Origin of the sequence: Streptosporangium sp. NPDC023825, from assembly GCF_040639575.1 — a bacterium.
In the GTDB taxonomy this organism is placed as follows: domain Bacteria; phylum Actinomycetota; class Actinomycetes; order Streptosporangiales; family Streptosporangiaceae; genus Streptosporangium.
This window is the reverse complement of record NZ_JBFAAE010000034.1, coordinates 1-16,010: the sequence shown is the minus strand read 5'-3', so window position 1 is coordinate 16,010 and position 16,010 is coordinate 1. Positions and strand designations below refer to the sequence as shown.

Annotated in this window: 15 protein-coding genes; 8 read left to right on the top strand and 7 right to left on the bottom strand. The window is 71.1% G+C overall.

From position 1 onward, the window contains the following. Positions 1–23: 23 nt before the first annotated feature. The 6 genes from AB0G15_RS26360 (at position 24) to AB0G15_RS26335 (ending at position 7,687) form a co-directional block, all read left to right on the top strand. Positions 24–3,200 carry a S41 family peptidase gene (locus AB0G15_RS26360; protein ID WP_362844738.1) on the top strand — a complete coding sequence of 1,059 codons (3,177 nt, stop codon included), beginning with the start codon at positions 24–26 and terminating at the stop codon, positions 3,198–3,200. A 95-nt stretch (positions 3,201–3,295) separates the two neighbouring features. Beyond that, complete coding sequence (locus AB0G15_RS26355; protein ID WP_362844735.1) at positions 3,296–4,456, top strand: ABC transporter ATP-binding protein; 1,161 nt, start codon at positions 3,296–3,298, stop codon at positions 4,454–4,456. 2 nt (positions 4,457–4,458) lie between these two features. Beyond that, positions 4,459–5,256, top strand: a complete 798-nt coding sequence (locus AB0G15_RS26350; protein WP_362844732.1) for an ABC transporter permease — start codon at positions 4,459–4,461, stop codon at positions 5,254–5,256. Between the two features lie 100 nt (positions 5,257–5,356). Beyond that, positions 5,357–6,514, top strand: coding sequence for a histidine kinase (locus AB0G15_RS26345; RefSeq protein ID WP_362844730.1), 1,158 nt, complete (start codon positions 5,357–5,359; stop codon positions 6,512–6,514). A gap of 67 nt (positions 6,515–6,581) precedes the next feature. Continuing rightward, positions 6,582–7,175 (top strand): response regulator transcription factor, encoded by a 594-nt coding sequence (locus tag AB0G15_RS26340; protein ID WP_362844727.1) that lies wholly within the window; start codon positions 6,582–6,584, stop codon positions 7,173–7,175. Between the two features lie 194 nt (positions 7,176–7,369). Continuing rightward, on the top strand, positions 7,370–7,687 hold the full coding sequence (locus AB0G15_RS26335) for an STAS domain-containing protein (RefSeq protein ID WP_362844724.1): 318 nt from the start codon (positions 7,370–7,372) through the stop codon (positions 7,685–7,687). A 171-nt stretch (positions 7,688–7,858) separates the two neighbouring features. Here AB0G15_RS26335 and AB0G15_RS26330 read toward each other — a convergent pair whose 3' ends face one another. After that, on the bottom strand, positions 7,859–8,464 hold the full coding sequence (locus AB0G15_RS26330) for a TetR/AcrR family transcriptional regulator (protein ID WP_362679946.1): 606 nt from the start codon (positions 8,462–8,464) through the stop codon (positions 7,859–7,861). Positions 8,465–8,776: 312 nt separating this feature from the next. Beyond that, entirely contained in the window at positions 8,777–9,583 is an 807-nt protein-coding gene (locus AB0G15_RS26325) for a type II CAAX endopeptidase family protein (RefSeq protein WP_362844721.1), read from the bottom strand. Between the two features lie 124 nt (positions 9,584–9,707). Between AB0G15_RS26325 and AB0G15_RS26320 the strand changes: the two genes are divergently transcribed. Both AB0G15_RS26320 and AB0G15_RS26315 read left to right on the top strand, forming a co-directional pair. Next, the gene (locus tag AB0G15_RS26320; protein WP_362844718.1) at positions 9,708–10,859 is read left to right on the top strand and encodes a sensor histidine kinase; all 1,152 of its coding nucleotides are present in this window, start codon (positions 9,708–9,710) and stop codon (positions 10,857–10,859) included. After that, entirely contained in the window at positions 10,856–11,521 is a 666-nt protein-coding gene (locus tag AB0G15_RS26315) for a response regulator transcription factor (protein WP_362844716.1), read from the top strand. Before AB0G15_RS26320 ends, AB0G15_RS26315 begins: the two co-directional genes overlap by 4 nt. Before the next feature lie 53 nt (positions 11,522–11,574). On the opposite strand, the gene AB0G15_RS26310 is transcribed toward AB0G15_RS26315, so the two are convergent. The 5 genes from AB0G15_RS26310 to AB0G15_RS26290 all read right to left on the bottom strand — a co-directional run. After that, a complete protein-coding gene (locus AB0G15_RS26310; RefSeq protein WP_362679958.1) occupies positions 11,575–12,198 on the bottom strand; it encodes a response regulator transcription factor in 624 nt (207 codons plus the stop codon). A 3-nt stretch (positions 12,199–12,201) separates the two neighbouring features. Continuing rightward, positions 12,202–13,497: a sensor histidine kinase gene (locus tag AB0G15_RS26305; protein WP_362844712.1), complete on the bottom strand. Its 1,296-nt coding sequence runs from the start codon at positions 13,495–13,497 to the stop codon at positions 12,202–12,204. Beyond that, complete coding sequence (locus AB0G15_RS26300; protein WP_362844709.1) at positions 13,455–14,297, bottom strand: ABC transporter permease; 843 nt, start codon at positions 14,295–14,297, stop codon at positions 13,455–13,457. The genes AB0G15_RS26305 and AB0G15_RS26300 overlap by 43 nt, the downstream gene beginning before the upstream one ends. A 47-nt stretch (positions 14,298–14,344) precedes the next feature. Next, positions 14,345–15,187: an ABC transporter ATP-binding protein gene (locus tag AB0G15_RS26295; RefSeq protein ID WP_362844706.1), complete on the bottom strand. Its 843-nt coding sequence runs from the start codon at positions 15,185–15,187 to the stop codon at positions 14,345–14,347. A 300-nt stretch (positions 15,188–15,487) separates the two neighbouring features. Beyond that, positions 15,488–16,010 (bottom strand): LysR substrate-binding domain-containing protein (locus tag AB0G15_RS26290; RefSeq protein ID WP_362844703.1); only part of this gene is annotated, 523 nt, incomplete at its 5' end.

Here is a 16,010-nt window from a genome sequence, read left to right as displayed (position 1 = left end):
ATAGTGGACAATATGATTTGTCGATGGTTTCTGGTTTCTACCTGCGATTCCCCCACATCTCCCACGAGACGCTGACCTTCGTCGCCGACGACGACGTCTGGACGGCCCCGGCGGACGGCGGCCGGGCGTGGCGCCTCTCCTCGGACCGGGCCCCCGCGGGTCATCCCCGCCTCTCACCCGACGGCACCAAGGTCGCCTGGACCAGCGTCCGCGACGGCGCTCCCGAGGTCCACCTGGCGGATCTGGAATCCGGTTCGGCGGAGCGGCTGACCTACTGGGGAGACGCGCGGACCCGTACCCGCGGCTGGACGCCGGACGGCGAGATCCTCGCGATCAGCGCGACCGGGCGGCCGTTCGTCTCGCAGACCTGGGCCTACGTGCTCGGGGAGGGGCGCGTCGAGCGGTTGCCGTACGGTCCGGTCAACGACCTGTCGGTCACGGGGGACCCGGAAGACACGGTGGCGCTGCTCACCGGGGGGCTTCCCCGCGACCCGGCGACCTGGAAGCGCTACCGGGGCGGCACGGCGGGCCGGCTGTGGGTGCGGCGCGGTGACGGTGACTTCACCCGGATCCTGGCCGACCTCAACGGCCATCTCGCCAACCCGATGCTCGTCGGGGGGCGGCTCGTCTTCGTCTCCGACCACGAGGGCGTCGGCAACCTCTACTCCTGCGAGCCGGACGGTGGCGGCCTGCGCCGCCACACCGACCACGATGTCTTCTACGCCCGGCACGCCACCACCGACGGGACCCGGATCGTCTACCAGAACGCCGGAGACCTCTATCTCCTGGACGATCTCGACGCCGAGGCCCGCAAACTCGACGTCACCCTGGGCTCGCCGCTGCGCGGGCGGCAGCCGTACCAGGTCAACGCCGGCAGGCGACTGCACGATCTGGCCGTGGACGCGACCGGGCGGGCCAGCGTGGTGGAGGTCCAGGGATCGGTGCACTGGGTGACCCACCGGGACGGCCCGGCGCGGCAGCTCAGCGACGGCCTGTCGGCGGGGCGGCCCCGCGTCCTCGGTGACGACCGCGTGGTGTGGGTCTTCGACGACGGCGAGACGCAGGGACTGGAGATCGCCCCGGCGGGGGGCGGGGAGAGCCGCAGGATCGCCGTGGGCGCGCTGGGCGAGGTCGGGGACCTCGCCGTCGCGCCCGACGGGAACACGATCGCGGTGACCAGCAGGAACGGGCGGCTGCTCCTGGTCGACGTGGCCTCGGGCGAGGCCGTGGAGCTGTCCAGGGCCGACGGGGAGATCAACGGCCTCACCTGGTCGTCCGACTCGGCCTGGCTGGCCTGGTCGCACCCGGACGGCCCGCAGCTGCGCAGGGTCAGGCTGGCCAGGGTGGCGGACCGGAGCGTGACCGACGTCACCGACGGCCGGTTCGTGGACGTCTCACCCGCGTTCGCGGGGGAGTACCTGGCGTTCCTGTCGCGGCGCGGCTTCGACCCGGTCTACGACGCGCACTCCTTCGACATGTCCTTCCCCTTCGGCTACCGGCCCTACCTGGTGCCGCTGTCCGCGTCCACGCCGTCCCCGTTCGCGCCCAGCTCCGCGGGGCGGGCCGCCGACCCGGGCGCGGGCTCCGGCGACGACGACGGCGAGAAGGGCGACGGCTCGATCACCGTGGACCTGGAGGGCATCGCCGCCAGGGTCGTGCAGGTGCCGGTGCCCGAGGGTCGCTACTCGGACCTGCGGGCGGTCAAGGGCGGATTCGTCTGGTTGCGGGAGCCGCTGGCCGGGGAGCTCGGCGAGGACAGGGACGAGGTGGGGGGCGAGGCGCCCCGCCCGGCGCTGGACCGCTACGACCTGGTCAAGCGCAAGTGGGAGGAAGTGGTCGAAAAGCTCGACTGGTACCGAGTGAGCGGTGACGGCACGCAGCTCGTCGTCAGCGACAAGAACACGCTCACGGTCCGCCCGGCCGGGGGCAAGCAGGGGGGCAAGAACGGCGACGACACGACCGTCGACCTGTCCAGGATCCGGATCACCGCCGACCCCCGGGCGCTGCGGCGGCACGCCTACGCCCAGCTGGGCCGCCGGATGCGCGCCGACTTCTGGGTCGAGGACATGGCCGACGTCGAGTGGGAGGCCGTGCTGGAGGAGTACCGGCCGCTGGTGGACCGGGTCGCCACCGCCGACGACTTCGCCGACCTGCTCTGGGAGGTCGCGGGCGAACTGGGCAGCTCGCACGCCTACGTCGACGCCGCTCCCTGGGGCCACCCGGCCTCCGAGCCGATCGGGCTGCTCGGCGCCGACCTCTCCCGGGGCGACGACGGCCGCTGGCGGGTGGACCGGGTGCTGCCCGCCGAGTCCTCCGACGTGCACGCCCGCTCGCCGCTGGCCGGGCCGGGGGCGAGCGTGCAGCCGGGAGAGGCGCTGCTCGCGGTCGACGGCCGCCCGGTGCCGCCCGAGGGGCCCGCGCGGTTGCTGGTCGGCGCCGCCGACAAGCCGGTCGAGCTCACCCTGGACGGTGGCCGGCGGGTGGTCGTCACGCCGCTCCGCGACGACCGGCGCCTGCGCTACCAGCACTGGGTGGCCGGGAACCGGGCGCGCGTCAGGGAGTTCGGCGGCGGGCGCCTCGGCTACCTGCACATCCCGGACATGGTGGCCGAGGGCTGGGCACAGTTCCACCGCGACCTGCGCAGGGAGATGACCTTCGAGGGGCTCGTGGTGGACGTACGGGGGAACCGGGGCGGCCACACCTCCGAGCTGGTCATCGAGAAGCTGATCCGCCGGGTCATCGCCTGGGACCTGCCCCGGGGCATGACGCCGATCACCTACCCCGAGGACGCGCCGCGCGGCCCGCTGGTCGCGATCACCGACCAGAACGCCGGATCCGACGGCGACATCGTCACCGCGGCCTTCAAGATCCACAAGCTCGGGCCCGTGGTGGGCACCCGGACCTGGGGAGGCGTCATCGGCATCGAGGACGCCCACCGCCTGGTCGACGGCACGCGCATCACCGTGCCCAAGTACTCCTTCTGGTTCGAGGAGCTGGGCTGGGGCGTGGAGAACTACGGCGTCGATCCGGACGTCGAGGTCGACATCACCCCCGGCGACTGGGCGGAGGACAGGGACCCGCAGATCGAGGAAGCGGTACGGCTCGCGCTGGCCGCGCTGGACGAGCGTCCGGCGGCGACCCCGCCCGACCCCGCCACCCGGCCGTCCCGCCGGCGTCCCGCGCTGCCGCCCCGCCCGTAGTTGACATTTGTCACCCGGAACGCATTAAAGATCACTGCCTTTCCGGTGATATCGGCGACTACCTGGTGAAACGCGGGGCGACGACGATTGTCCCCATGAGAACACCACGGGTGACGGATCCGGCCGGCGCCGCGACCGCCGGCCTCGACAACGTGATCGAGGTCGGCGGGCTCCGGCAGGCGTACGGCGACTTCGAGGCGGTGCGCGGCGTCTCCTTCACGGTCCCGAGGGGCGAGCTGTTCGCCCTGCTCGGCACGAACGGTGCCGGCAAGACCACCACCGTGGAGGTCCTGGAGGGTTTCCGGGCCCCCACCGGCGGCAGCGTCCGCGTGCTCGGGCTCGACCCGGTCGGGCAGCGCCGGAGGCTGCGGCCCCGAGTGGGGATCATGCTGCAGGAAGGGGGTTTCCTCGGTGACCTCACGGTCGCCGAGACCGTCGGCCTGTGGAGGGGGCTGAGTCAGGACGCGGGCCGCGGGGACACCCCCGGCCGCCTCTCCGGGGTGTCCTCCGCCTTCTTCGGCCGGCACAGGGGCACGGATCCGGGGATCGCGGACGCCCTGGAGACGGCGGGACTGGGCAGGAAGGCCAGGACCAGGGTGCGGCAGCTCTCCGGCGGTCAGCGGCGCAGGCTCGACCTCGCGCTGGCGGTGATCTCCCGGCCGGAGGTGCTCTTCCTGGACGAGCCGACCACCGGCATGGACCCCGAGGCGCGCCGTGCCACCTGGAAGGTGATCGAGGACCTGCGGGCGGGCGGCACCACGGTGTTGCTCACCACCCACTACCTGGAGGAGGCCGAGCGCCTCGCCAACCGGCTGGCCATCATGCACGAGGGCCGGATCCACCTTCAGGGGACCGTCGAGGACGTGGTGGCCGGGTCGGGCGACCGGATCTCCTTCCGCCTCCCCGGCATCTCCTGGGCCTTCGGTGATCTTCCCGCGCTGGACGGCGTGGCCCCCGTGCTGACCTACGGCGGTGACACGGAGGTCGCCTACACCCTGACCGGAGCACGGGCCGAGGCCCGCGCGCACACGGCGGTGCGGCAGCTCCTGGCCTGGGCCGACACGCGCGGCGAGACCCTGGAGCGGCTGGCCGTCCGCCGGGGGACCCTGGAGGACGCCTTCATGCGCGTGGCCGGGGAGACGCCGGACGGGGAAGGGACCGAGGCCGGGGCGGCCGGGAAACGGGCCGGGGCCGGAGCGATCCGGGGGACCGGCGACGGAGCTGTGGCGGCAGGACCTGCGAGAAGGGGCGAATGATCATGGGAACCGACGTACTGCACGCGATGAGGCTCGCGAGAATCGACCTGACCCTGGTGGGCAGGAACACCACGGTCCTGTTCAACGTGCTCCTGCTGCCGCTCCTGATGGCCTGGCTGTACACCCAGGCCGTCGGAGCCGAGAAGGTCGGCGGCGTGGCCGGGAAGCTTTTCGTGCTGGCCGGGTTGCCGGGGTTGCTGCTGGTGTTCGCGGTCTTCGTCAACCTGGTGAACTCCTTCACCGCCCGGCGCGAGGAACTGGTGCTCAAGCGGTTGCGGGCGGGCCAGCCGTCGGGCCCGGCGATTCTCGCCGGCAGTGCCCTCGGGGCGCTCGCGCTCTATCTCGCCCAGGTGGCGCTCCTGGCCGTCTGGATGTGGCGGTCCGAGGGGGTCGCGGTGGCCAACGTGCCGATGCTCGTGACCGTCGCCGTCCTGGGGGTCGCGCTGTTCGGCCTGCTCGCCGCCGCCTTCTCCGGCCTCACGCCCAACGCCGAGCTCGCCCAGATCACGGTGCTTCCGGTGCTCCTGTTCGTGCTGGTCGGCGCCCCGATCGCGTTCCCCAGCGACACGCTGCCGGGCGGGCTGAGCGAGATCTCGGCCCTGCTTCCCGCGACTCCGGTCGTGGAGATCGCGCGCACCGCCTTCCTGGGCGGGGATCACATCTCCGGGGGCGGGGCGGCGCTGAGCATGGGCGGGCAGTGGGCGGCCGCGTTGCCCTCCTTCGCGATCCTGCTGGTCTGGATCGCGGTGGCCGGGCTGCTGGCCCGGTGGCTGTTCCGCTGGGAACCCCGGCACGGTTAGCCTTCATTACGAAATGTCAGTCGACAGTGCTGAAAAAGGGATGAGGCGCCTCGTGCGCCTCGTCCCCTCCGTGCTTTCCCGGAGGAGGCGGCGGTCCCCCATGCAGGGGCTCCGCCGGATGACCGTGCTCTCCCTGACCCTGGGCCTCGTTCTGGCCTGGGTCGGCCCCCTCAGCACGCTGGGGGACCCGGACGGGCAGTCCCGGCTCTCGCTGTTGGCGGTCGGGGTACCGGGCCTGCTGGTCTTCAGCGTTCTGTACGTGCGAATCCTCCAGGCGGCCGTGGCCGGGACCGGCGCGAGAGGCGAGATCGCCGCCTCGGCCGTGGTCGGGGTGATCCTCCTGCTGACCCAGGACGGCCACCCCTGGTCCTGGGGGCTGCTCGGCCCGGCCTGGGCGTCGGGTGCCGTGCTGCTGATGGGCAGGTCCGCCGCGATCACCACCACCGCCGCGGCGATCGCCGTCAGCCTGCTTCTCACGTCTCCGGGCGTCGATCCCGGTCCCGGGTTCACCGACATGTTCCTGTCGCCGCACCGGGAGGGAGTCCTTCCCGTCCTCGGCGCCTACCTCGGGGTGTCCGCGACGGCACCGTGGGCCAACCGGCTCCAGCTCCGGTTCTGGCAGGTGGTGAGAGCCGCGGAGGAGGGCAAGGAGGCACAGGCCCGGCTGGCCGTCACCGAGGAGCGGCTGCGCTTCTCCCGCGACCTGCACGACCTGGTCGGCCACAGCCTCTCCGCGATCGCCGTCAAGAGCGAGGTGGCCGCCAAGCTGTCGGGGGTGGACGCCGCGCGGGCGGCGGGGGAGATGGACGAGGTACGGATCCTGGCGCGGCAGACGCTCAAGGAGATCCGCACGGCGGTGCGCGGCTACCGCACGGTCGACCTCGCCGCAGAGCTGCGCGCGATGACCGCGGTGCTGGAGGCGGGCGGCATCCGCTGCACGCTGCAGATGCCGCGCGACCAGGTACCCGAGGGGGCGGCCACCCTGCTGGCCTGGGTGGTCAGGGAGGGCACCACCAACGTGCTGCGGCACAGCTCCGCGACCGAGTGTCGCACCGTGATGACCGTCCGCGACGGAAGCGTCGTGCTGACGATGACGAACGACGGGGTGGAAGGGGTGGAGGGGGTGGAGGGCCGGGGCGGCACCGGCCTCATCGGGCTGTCGGAACGGGTCGCCGCCATCGGCGGAACCGTCACGGCGGGCCCCGGAGGCCCCGGGGAGTTCAGGCTGCGGGCGACGGTTCCGCTGGGGGGAGGATGATGGTCCAGACGACGACCGCGGTGCCGGGCACTCCGGCCGGGGCGAGCGATCCGGTGGGGGTGGCACGGTGATCCGGGTACTGCTGGCCGACGACGAGCACCTGATCAGGAAGGCGATCGCCACCCTGCTCGACCTGGAGCCGGATGTCGAGGTGGTGGCCGAGGTGGCCAGGGGGGACCTGGTGGCGGCGGCCGTGCTGGAGCACCGGCCCGACGTGGTCGTGCTGGACATCGAGATGCCGGGGATGGACGGGCTGAGCGTCGCCGAGACGCTGCCGGGCCACGCGGTGCTGATACTGACCAGCTTCGGCCGGCCGGGACACCTGAGGCGGGCACTCGCGGCCGGGGTGCGCGGCTTCATCCCCAAGGACGCCTCCGCCGACGAGCTGGCGACGGCGATCCGCAAGGTCCACGCGGGCGGACGCTACCTCGACCCGGAGATGGCCGCCTCGGCGATGATGGCGGGGGAGAACCCCCTCACCGAACGCGAGCGCGGCGCCCTGGAGCTGGCCGCTCAGGGGGCCTCGGTCGCCGAGATCGCCGCCGCGCTCCACCTCACCCAGGGCACCGTGCGCAACTACCTGTCCAGCGCCATCACCAAACTGGGCGCGACCAACCGGATCACCGCGATCCGGTCGGCTCAACAAAAAGGTTGGCTTTAAACCGCGTTTTCTCGCTTGATTCGGGCAAGGAATCCACATGTTCGTCAGAAGGTCGACGCCGGGAGTGAGGGAGGTTCGCACCTTCTTGTACGCATTGACATCTTACGAACGCGGTGCGTGACCGTATGGCCATGGCGACGCACCGCCGTTGTGCCGGGCCGTTGCTCCTCGGCGGCCAGGCGTGAGGAGGAGGTATGCGCGTCCCTGGTAACTCCCGGGCACAAGTGGTCGGCGTCGGGAATCGTCTTGACGTGGGAACCGTCGCCCGAGTGCGCCCGCGGCTGCACGAGGCGGTCGACTCCGGGCACGGCGACCTGATCGTAGATCTTTCCAGGCTGGAAATGATCGATGCCACCGGTCTCGGGGTGCTGGTGGGCACGCATCGACGCGCCTTGGTCGCGGAACGCCGCCTCATTCTGAGGGGGGTGCCACCGAGGGTCATGCGGGTGCTGGCGGTGACCCGGCTCAACCGGGTCCTCACCGTGGAACTCCCCGTGGCCGCGGTGGCCTGATCCGGACGGCCGCCGGAGCTCGGGGGCGACGGCGGTGCCGGAACACGTCGGAGGACGGGCCCGGCGGACCCGTCCTCGTCTCCCGCCGGTGTCAGGTCACGAAGAACCTGTGCAAGAGTCTCCCGCCGGTGTCAGGTCACGAAGAACCTGTGCAAGAGTCTCCCGCCGGTGTCAGGTCACGAAGGACCTGTGGAAGATGTGCGTGGCGGTGTCGATCAGCTTGCCGACCGGAGGCGGGTCGTCGGCCAGGACCCACTCGATGAGCAGCTCCTGGACCGCTCCGATCATGCCAAGCGCGAGGAGGCGCTGGTTGGCCTTCGTGGCCTCCGGCAGGTCGGCGACGTTCGACTCGATCGTCTTGATGAAGGCCGCGACGGCCGACTGCCTGGAGGTGGTGAGGCAGTCGCCCGCCCGGCGCACCTCCAGATGCATGATCCGCGCGCGGCGCCTGTCGCCGGTGACGAAGTTGATGTAACTGGTGACCCCTGTCTTGACCCGGGAGGCCAGGGTGTCGGGGGCCTGGTCGATGGCCTTCGACATCTCCTCCAGCGTCTCGCGCACGCATCGGTCGTACACGGTCTGCATCAGCTCGTCGCGACCCGAGAAACACTCGTAGAAGGCGCGGTTGGAGATGCGTGCCGCGGCGCACAATCTCTCGATCGTCGTTTCCGGGAATCCGGGATCGGCGTAAAGGGTGTACGCCGCGGAGACGAGGCGCTCCCGACGTTCCGCCAGCCGCTCCTCCGCCGACATTCCCCGGTAGGACCGTCCATTCATGTCAAGCTCCCGCAGGTCAGCGCGAGGTTGACAGATACTCGCTTTATCACTTCCACCTCATGGTTCTGGCCCCCGGAATCAACCATTATGGGTGCAAGATCCTTTTTGTGGAAGGGTTGTTTTATTATTGCTTACATCCCTGGTGCAAGAAGGTGACAAGTCTGAGCGGTCGGTCAAGGTCCTGCCGTTCGCGCGAACGAGGTGTGCTCCATTCCGGCCGGAGCGGGAAAAACACGGTCCCGCCGGTCACCGGCCCCTGCTCGTTGTCGGCTCCGCTCGTCCCCGGTAGGCGGAGCAGAGGCCGGACGGTCGTCACAGGCGAGAGTGGAGTTCCGCGTCGGCGGGGCGCGGGCTCCTGCCCGACCGGGGCAGGACGGCCAGCCCGGCCAGGAAGATAGCGCAGGTCAGCAGGATGAGTTGCACGTCGTAGCGGAGATCCTTGGTGGGCGTCAGCAGGTTGCCGACGTGGAAGCCGGTGTGCACGCCGACCGCCATCCAGACCGCGCCGCTGCGCACCCGCGCCGCCGTGCAGGCGAAGCCCAGGGCGGTCGCGAGCACGACGTAGAGCAGTTTCTCGGTGAGGTCGTCGGCCGGGCTCTGGGAGACGATGTGCATGACGCCGAAGCCCGCCGACACGACGAACAGGACCATGCGCGGTGACAGGCGGTCCGAGAGCGTGTCGAACAGGTGCCCCCGCCAGAGCAACTCCTCGGGGAACGCCTGGCCGAGCACGATGATCGCGATCGCGAGCGCCAGGTAGGGCAGCATGGGCGCCACCTCCTGCTCCCACGAGGCCCAGGTGGCCACGCCCAGGACCACCGAGAGCGCGTTCCCGGCGACCACCGGCACGGCGCCGACGAGCAGGCCGACCGGCACATGCCACGCGGCCGACCGGGACCACGTCAGCCGCACCCCCGACCAGCTCTGGCGGCCGAGGTAACGGCGGATCGCGTACACCAGGGCGATCGAGGCGACCGTGGTGCCGAGCACGCCCAACGGCCTGTAGAGCGGATCCCCCCGGTCCATCAGCAACACGACGGGCAACGTTCCGACCAGGATCTGCACGAACATGGCGGCCATGGTTATCAGTACGGCCCAGACGGGGCGAGTGGCTCTCATGGACGGCAACACTAGAAACGGGCGCCGCGCAATACATCGAGCGGCGGATAGAAACGACCATGACCATCGTCATTGTGACTGTGGGGGGATCACCCCCGGGAGTCCGGCGGCCTAAGGTCGTGGCATGCTGCGTTTGGACTGGTTGCGCGACGCCGACCGGCCGTTCCTGTTCAGCGTCCTGTTCTGGGGCGTGCTCGTCGCCACCGCCGTCGTCCACGCCCTCTCTCCCAGCGGCCCGCTCGCCCGCGTGCTGACCGGGCTGAACCTCGCGCTGGTCGCGGGCCTGTGGCTGGTGCTGCCATGGGACCTGTCGCGAGGCCGCCGCTTCGTGGCCCCGATGTTCCTGGTGGCCACCCTGCTGCTGGGGGCCACCGGTTCCAGGGGCACCCACACGCTGCTCCCCCTCATCGCCGTCGCCAACCTCGCCTTCCTGTACGGCATGCGCGCCGCGTCGGTCATCCTGACGTCGCTGGCGGTGTGCCTGTTCGCGGCCGTCCCGCTGCTCTTCGGCAAGTCCGTCCTCGACGGGCTGCTCCAGGTCGGGGAGATGGCGATGTTCTCCGCGTTCGTGCTGGGGATGGCCTCGTCCACCCTGGAGGCGCGCCGCAGCCGCGAGGAGACGCGGCGCCTGCTGGGGCGGATCAGGGAGCTCGCGGTCGCGGAGGAACGGGCGAGGATGGCCGCGGAGATGCACGACTCGATCGGGCACCACCTGACCGTGATCAAGATGGACCTGGAGAACGCCGAACGTTTCCGCGAGCGCCGCCCGGACGCCGCCTGGGACGAGGTGCGCCAGGCCAAGGAGCTGACCGTCGAGGCGCTGGCCGACGCCCGGCGATGGGTGCGCGCGCTGCGCCCGCTCGCGCTGGACGGCCGGGTGGGCAGCGCGGCGCTGGAACGGCTGGCCGCCTCGTTCGACGGCACGGGCATCACGGTCACCTTCGAGGTGGAGGGCACCGAGCACCGGCTGGACGCCGACGCCGAGCTGGTGCTGTACCGGGTGCTGCAGGAGGGGCTGACCAACGCGCTCAGGCACGCCGAGGCGCTGCACGTGAGGGTCAGGCTCGTCTTCGGCGAGGCGCGCACCGTGCTCGTGGTCGCCGACGACGGCAGGGGGACCGGCGAGCGCTCCCGGCGGGGTTTCGGGCTGACGTCGCTGACCGAGCGGGCCCGGGCCCTCGGAGGTACGCTGACCGGCGGCAACGCCCCGGAGGGCGGGTTCGCGTTACGGGCCGAGCTGCCGGTCGCTCCGGCCGGGGTGGGGAGACGGTCATGAGCTCGCTCAGGATCATCCTGGTCGACGACCAGGTGCTGATGCGCCAGGGGTTGCGCAAGCTGCTGGAGGTCGAGCCCGGGATCGAGGTGGTGGGGGAGGCGGCCGACGGCCGGGAGGCGCTGCTGGTTGTGGCGGAGACCTGCCCGGACGTGGCGCTCGTGGACGCGCGGATGCCCGGGATGGACGGGGTGGAGCTGATCGTCCGGCTCGCCGCGGAGCACCCGAGGGTGGCCGCGATCGTGCTCAGCACCTTCGACGAGGACGACTACATCTTCGGCGCGCTGCGCGGCGGCGCCCTGGGCTACCTGCTCAAGGACTGCTCGCCCGAGGAGCTGGTCTCGGCGGTCCACCGGGTCGGCCGGGGGGAGACGGTGCTCGGCGCCCCGGTGGCCGCCAGGCTGGTCGCCGAGCTCCGGCACGCATCCGCGGCGGGCGGCGGATCGCGGGCGGAGGACCTGCTCCCCACCGGCTTCCGCGGGCAGGATCTGCTCTCCGCCCGCGAGGTCGAGGTGGCCAGGCTGGTCGCTCAGGGGGCCGCCAACCGGGAGATCGCGGCCCGGCTGTTCATCACCGAGGGCACGGTCAAGAACCACGTCTCCAGCGTGCTGCGCAAGCTGGGCCTCCGTGACCGGATCCAGCTCGCCCTGCACCTCAAGGAGTGACCGCGTGCCGGCGCGCCCGACCGGGCCGGACCGGTGAACGCGTGCGGTCACCGCTAGCGGGTGAGCAGGCCCCGGTCCAGGGCCGTGGTCACGGCGGCGGTGCGGTCGGAGACGCCGAGCTTGCCGAAGACGCGCAGCAGATGGGTCTTCACCGTGGTCTCGCTGATGAAGAGGGCCCTGCCGATCTCCGCGTTGGTCAGTCCCCTGGCCACGAGGGAGAGCACCTCCGTCTCGCGTGGCGACAGCGACTCGGCCGTCGGAGCCCGCATCCGGGTGACCAGCCTGGTCGCCACCGACGGCGACAGCACGGTCTCCCCGCGCGCCGCCGAGCGGATCGCGGCCAGCAGGTCGGCCCTGGAGGTGTCCTTCAGCAGATACCCCGCCGCCCCGGCCTCGACCGCCCGTACGATGTCGGCGTCGGTCTCGTAGGTGGTCAGCACGACCACCCGGCTCTCCGGCCGCCCGGTGAGGATGCGCGAGGTGGCGCTCACCCCGTCCCCGTCCGGCATGCGCAGGTCCATCAGGATCACATCCGGTGCGAGCTCCCCGGCCCGCACGACGGCCTCGTCCCCGGACGCCGCCTCCCCCACCACCGTGATCCCGGGGTCGGCCTCCAGCATGCCCCGAAGGCCCTCGCGGACCACCGGGTGATCGTCGACGATCATCACGCGAAGCATGTGTCACACCTTCCGGGCGGGCTGGTCGGTCCGGTCGCCGGCGGTGCCGGGCAGGTCCGGGGGGTCTTCGGCGGGGAGGGCGGGCCGGCCGGTGGGGACGGTCACTTCGAGTACCGTCCCCCCGCCGGGGAGTCCCGTCACCGTGAGGGTCCCGCCGACCTGCTCCACGCGGGCGCGCATGCCCCGCAGGCCGTACCCCTGGCCGCCGGACGGCTCGAAGCCGCGTCCGTCGTCGCGTACCTCCAGCCGCACGGAGCCGTCGCCGTAGGCGACCGAGACCGTGACGGACTCCGCGGCCGCGTGCTTGCGCACGTTGGCCAGGCCCTCCTGGGCGGCGCGGACGAGCACCACCTCGACCGGAGCGCTCAGCGGCCGGGACTCCCCGTGCACCTCGAACCCACCGGACAGGTCCGTCTCCTCGCCGAGCCGGTTCGTCAGCCGCCGCAGGGCCTCGTCCAGCGTCGAGTCGTTCAGGGGGGCCGGGCTCAGCGTGGTGACCAGCAGGCGTGCCTCGGTCAGGTTCTCCCGTGCCGTCTGGACGGCCAGCGCCAGGTGACGGGACGGGTCCGGCTGCGCCTCGGCCGCCTGGATCAGCATGATGATGCTGGTGAAGCCCTGAGCCAGGGTGTCGTGGATCTCCCCGGCGAGCCGCTCGCGCTCGGCCTGCGCCCCGCGCTCGGCCGAGAGCCTGGCGATCTCGGCCCGGCTGCTCTCCAGCTCCTCGATGAGCGCGGCCCGCTCCTCGCTCTGCGTGGTGATCCGCTCGATCCAGATGCCGAACGTGGAGGAGAAGAGGACGATGGTCATGACGACCACCAGGAAGTTGAACGGCTCCGGATTCTCCTGCAGGAACAGGTAGCGGATCATCGGGGAGAGGTTCAGTGCGATCATGGCGACTATCGCCCGCTTGACGCGGAAGACGATGAAGCACTGCGGGCACAGGCCGAACAGGGCGAATGTCGTGTACGACGTGATGAGGCCCGGGGGCGTGAACAGCGCGATCAGCAGAGCGATGTAGATCGCCCCCCGCAGCCGGTCGCCGGCGACGATCGCCGGGCGGCCCAGCAGGACGTAGAGCGGCAGGATCGCGGCCAGGCAGCCCGCCACGATCACCTTCTCGGCCACGGGCGCGTCGACGGCGAGTGCGACCCAGACGGGCGGGATGAGCCCGAGGACCAGGAGCATCTCCCAGATGCTCAGGGACTTCCAGGCGTGGGCACCGGCCCCCCGGGCGGGGGGCTCGGTGTAGACGGCGGTCACCCGTCTCGGCGGCTTTTCCAGCGGAACGTCAGCAGGCACAGCAGCAGTCCTCCGATCGCCCAGGCTCCCAGAACCAGGGCGACCCGGTCGAGTTCGTACGAGTTCGCGACCTCGAGCGTGGCGCCGGCCTCACCCAGGAAGACCGACCGGAACCCCTGGCACATCCACTTGAGCGGGAAGATCGAGGCGATGTTCACCAGCCAGGACGGCAGCTGCCCGATGGGGATGAACACCCCCGAGATGAACTGCAGCACCACGAACGGCATCGCGATCACCGCGCTCGCGCTCTTGGCCGACCTGGGCAGGCTGCTGATCGCGACCCCGAGCAGGGACGAGCCGACCACGCCGAGCACGAACACCCAGGTGAAGGTCACCCACCTGGACGCCTCCGACGGCAGTTCCAGGCCGAACAGCGCGACCCCGATGGCCAGCAGGATGACGACCTGCAGGAAGGAGACGAACAGGGTGTTGAGGGCCTTGCCGATGAAGTAGGAGGTACGGGGCAGCGGGGTGCCCGCCAGCCGTTTGAGGGTGCCGTCGTCGCGGTCCATCGCGATGTTGATGCCGAGGTTCTGGAACCCCGTCATCGCGGCGGTCCCGATGAGCCCTGCCACGTAGAGCTGGGAGACGGTCAGGCCGGTTCCCTCCATCTCGCCGGCGAAGATCGAGCCGAAGAGCACCAGCATGATGATCGGGAAGGCGAAGGTGAAGATCACCGCGTCCCGCTCGCGGAAGAACATCCTGTTCTCGAGGACCATCCGTGACAGCCCCAGTCGCATCACGGAGGGTTGCCCGGCCTGGACGGCCGGGGCGGAAGGCCGGGCAAGGGTCTGGCTCATCTGGCTGATCACCTCGGAAGATCGGTCGACGTTCGTACGGGAGACGATCAGGCGGGGGTCTCGATCAGGCGGAGGTAGACGTCCTCCAGGGTGGGACGGGCCACGGCCAGTTCGGGGACCTCGCCGTCGAAGCGGGCGGTCAGCTCCAGGACCGTCCTGGTCGGCGTGTCCGTCTCCAGAAAGCGGCGCTCACCCGCGTCGGACCAGCTCACCAGGGCTTTGGCGGTGGCCCTGCCGCCCAGGGTCGCGGGCTCGCCCTCGGCCACGATCCGCCCCCCGGCGACCACGGCCACCCGGTCGGCCAGCGCCTCGGCCTCGTCCAGGTAGTGGGTGGTCAGCACGATCGTGGTGCCGTCGCGGGCCAGGCCCTCGATCAGCTCCCAGAACCGCCTGCGGGCCTCCGGGTCGAACCCGGTGGTCGGCTCGTCCAGGAAGAGCAGCTCCGGGTCGCCGATCACCCCCAGCGCGACGTCCACCCGGCGCCGCTGGCCGCCCGAGAGCTTCCGGATGCGCTGGTCCGCCTTCTCCGAGAGCCCGACCTGCTCGATCACCTCGTCCGGGTCCTTGCCCCCCGGGTAGTAGCCCGCGAAGTGCCGCACGGTCTCCCGTACGGTCGCCTCGGCCGCGTCGTCGGCCGTCTGCAGCACGATGCCGATCCGCGAACGCCACGCGCGGGTGGGTTTGCCGGGGTCCACCCCCAGGACGCTGACCTCCCCGGCGTCCTTGGTGCGGTGTCCCTCCATGATCTCCACCGTGGTGGACTTCCCGGCCCCGTTCGGGCCCAGGATCGCGAACACCTCGCCCGCGTGGATGTCGAGATCGATTCCCCCGACGGCCTGGACGTCGCCGTAGCGCTTGGTCAGGCCTCTCACTCTCACCGCTGTGTCCATGTCCCAAGCGTCGCGTTCAGGCGTTTCGCGCGGCACCAACGTTCGATGGAACCCCGTGTCCACCGAACGGAGGACACGGGGTTCCATCGAGAGCTTCAGCGGGCCCGATCGAGATCGGCGCCGTTCGCGGGCTGGATCGCGTGGAGCCGGCGAGGTCCGCCAGGTCGCCAGGGCCTGTCCCGTGGATCACGTGATCGATTCGCATGGGCACGAGTCCCTGCCAGATATCAGCGCCACTTCGGAGGGGACGCGGAGTTTCTCTGCATGTGCGACCACCGTGACGTGCTCGGGATGCACGGCTCAGACGGGAAGGGTGCCGATGTCGGCGGCGACTCGTACCAAGGCCCGGATGAGGTCGTCCTCGGTCTCGGTACGCCAGACCAGGGCATATGGCAGGGCGTCGATGTCCTTGACGGGCAGGTAGGCGATGTCGGGCCGGCTCCAGTAGCGCCTCATGTGGCCGGGCAGGAGGTTGACGGTCTCTCCGGTACTGGCCAGGGTGAGGATCTCTTCGGCGTTACGCACCAAGGGACCGCGTTCGATCCGGCGGCCCTTACGAGTGTGGGACGGGATGAAGCCGTCGGCCCAGTAGTCCGGCCTCGTCGGGGCGTCGGTGTGCTGGAAGTCGGCGACCATGTCCAGCGAGACCGAAGTGCGCCGGGTGAGTTCGTGCTCGGCGGCCACGGCCACCACCCGCGGGTCGGCGAACAGGGTCGGGCCCACCGTCAGGTCGGGTTCTTCGACCGGCAGCCAGCAGATCAGGGCGTCGAGGTCGCCGCGGCGCAGCCCGGCGAACGGGTCGACGAAGGAGGCGTGCCGGATC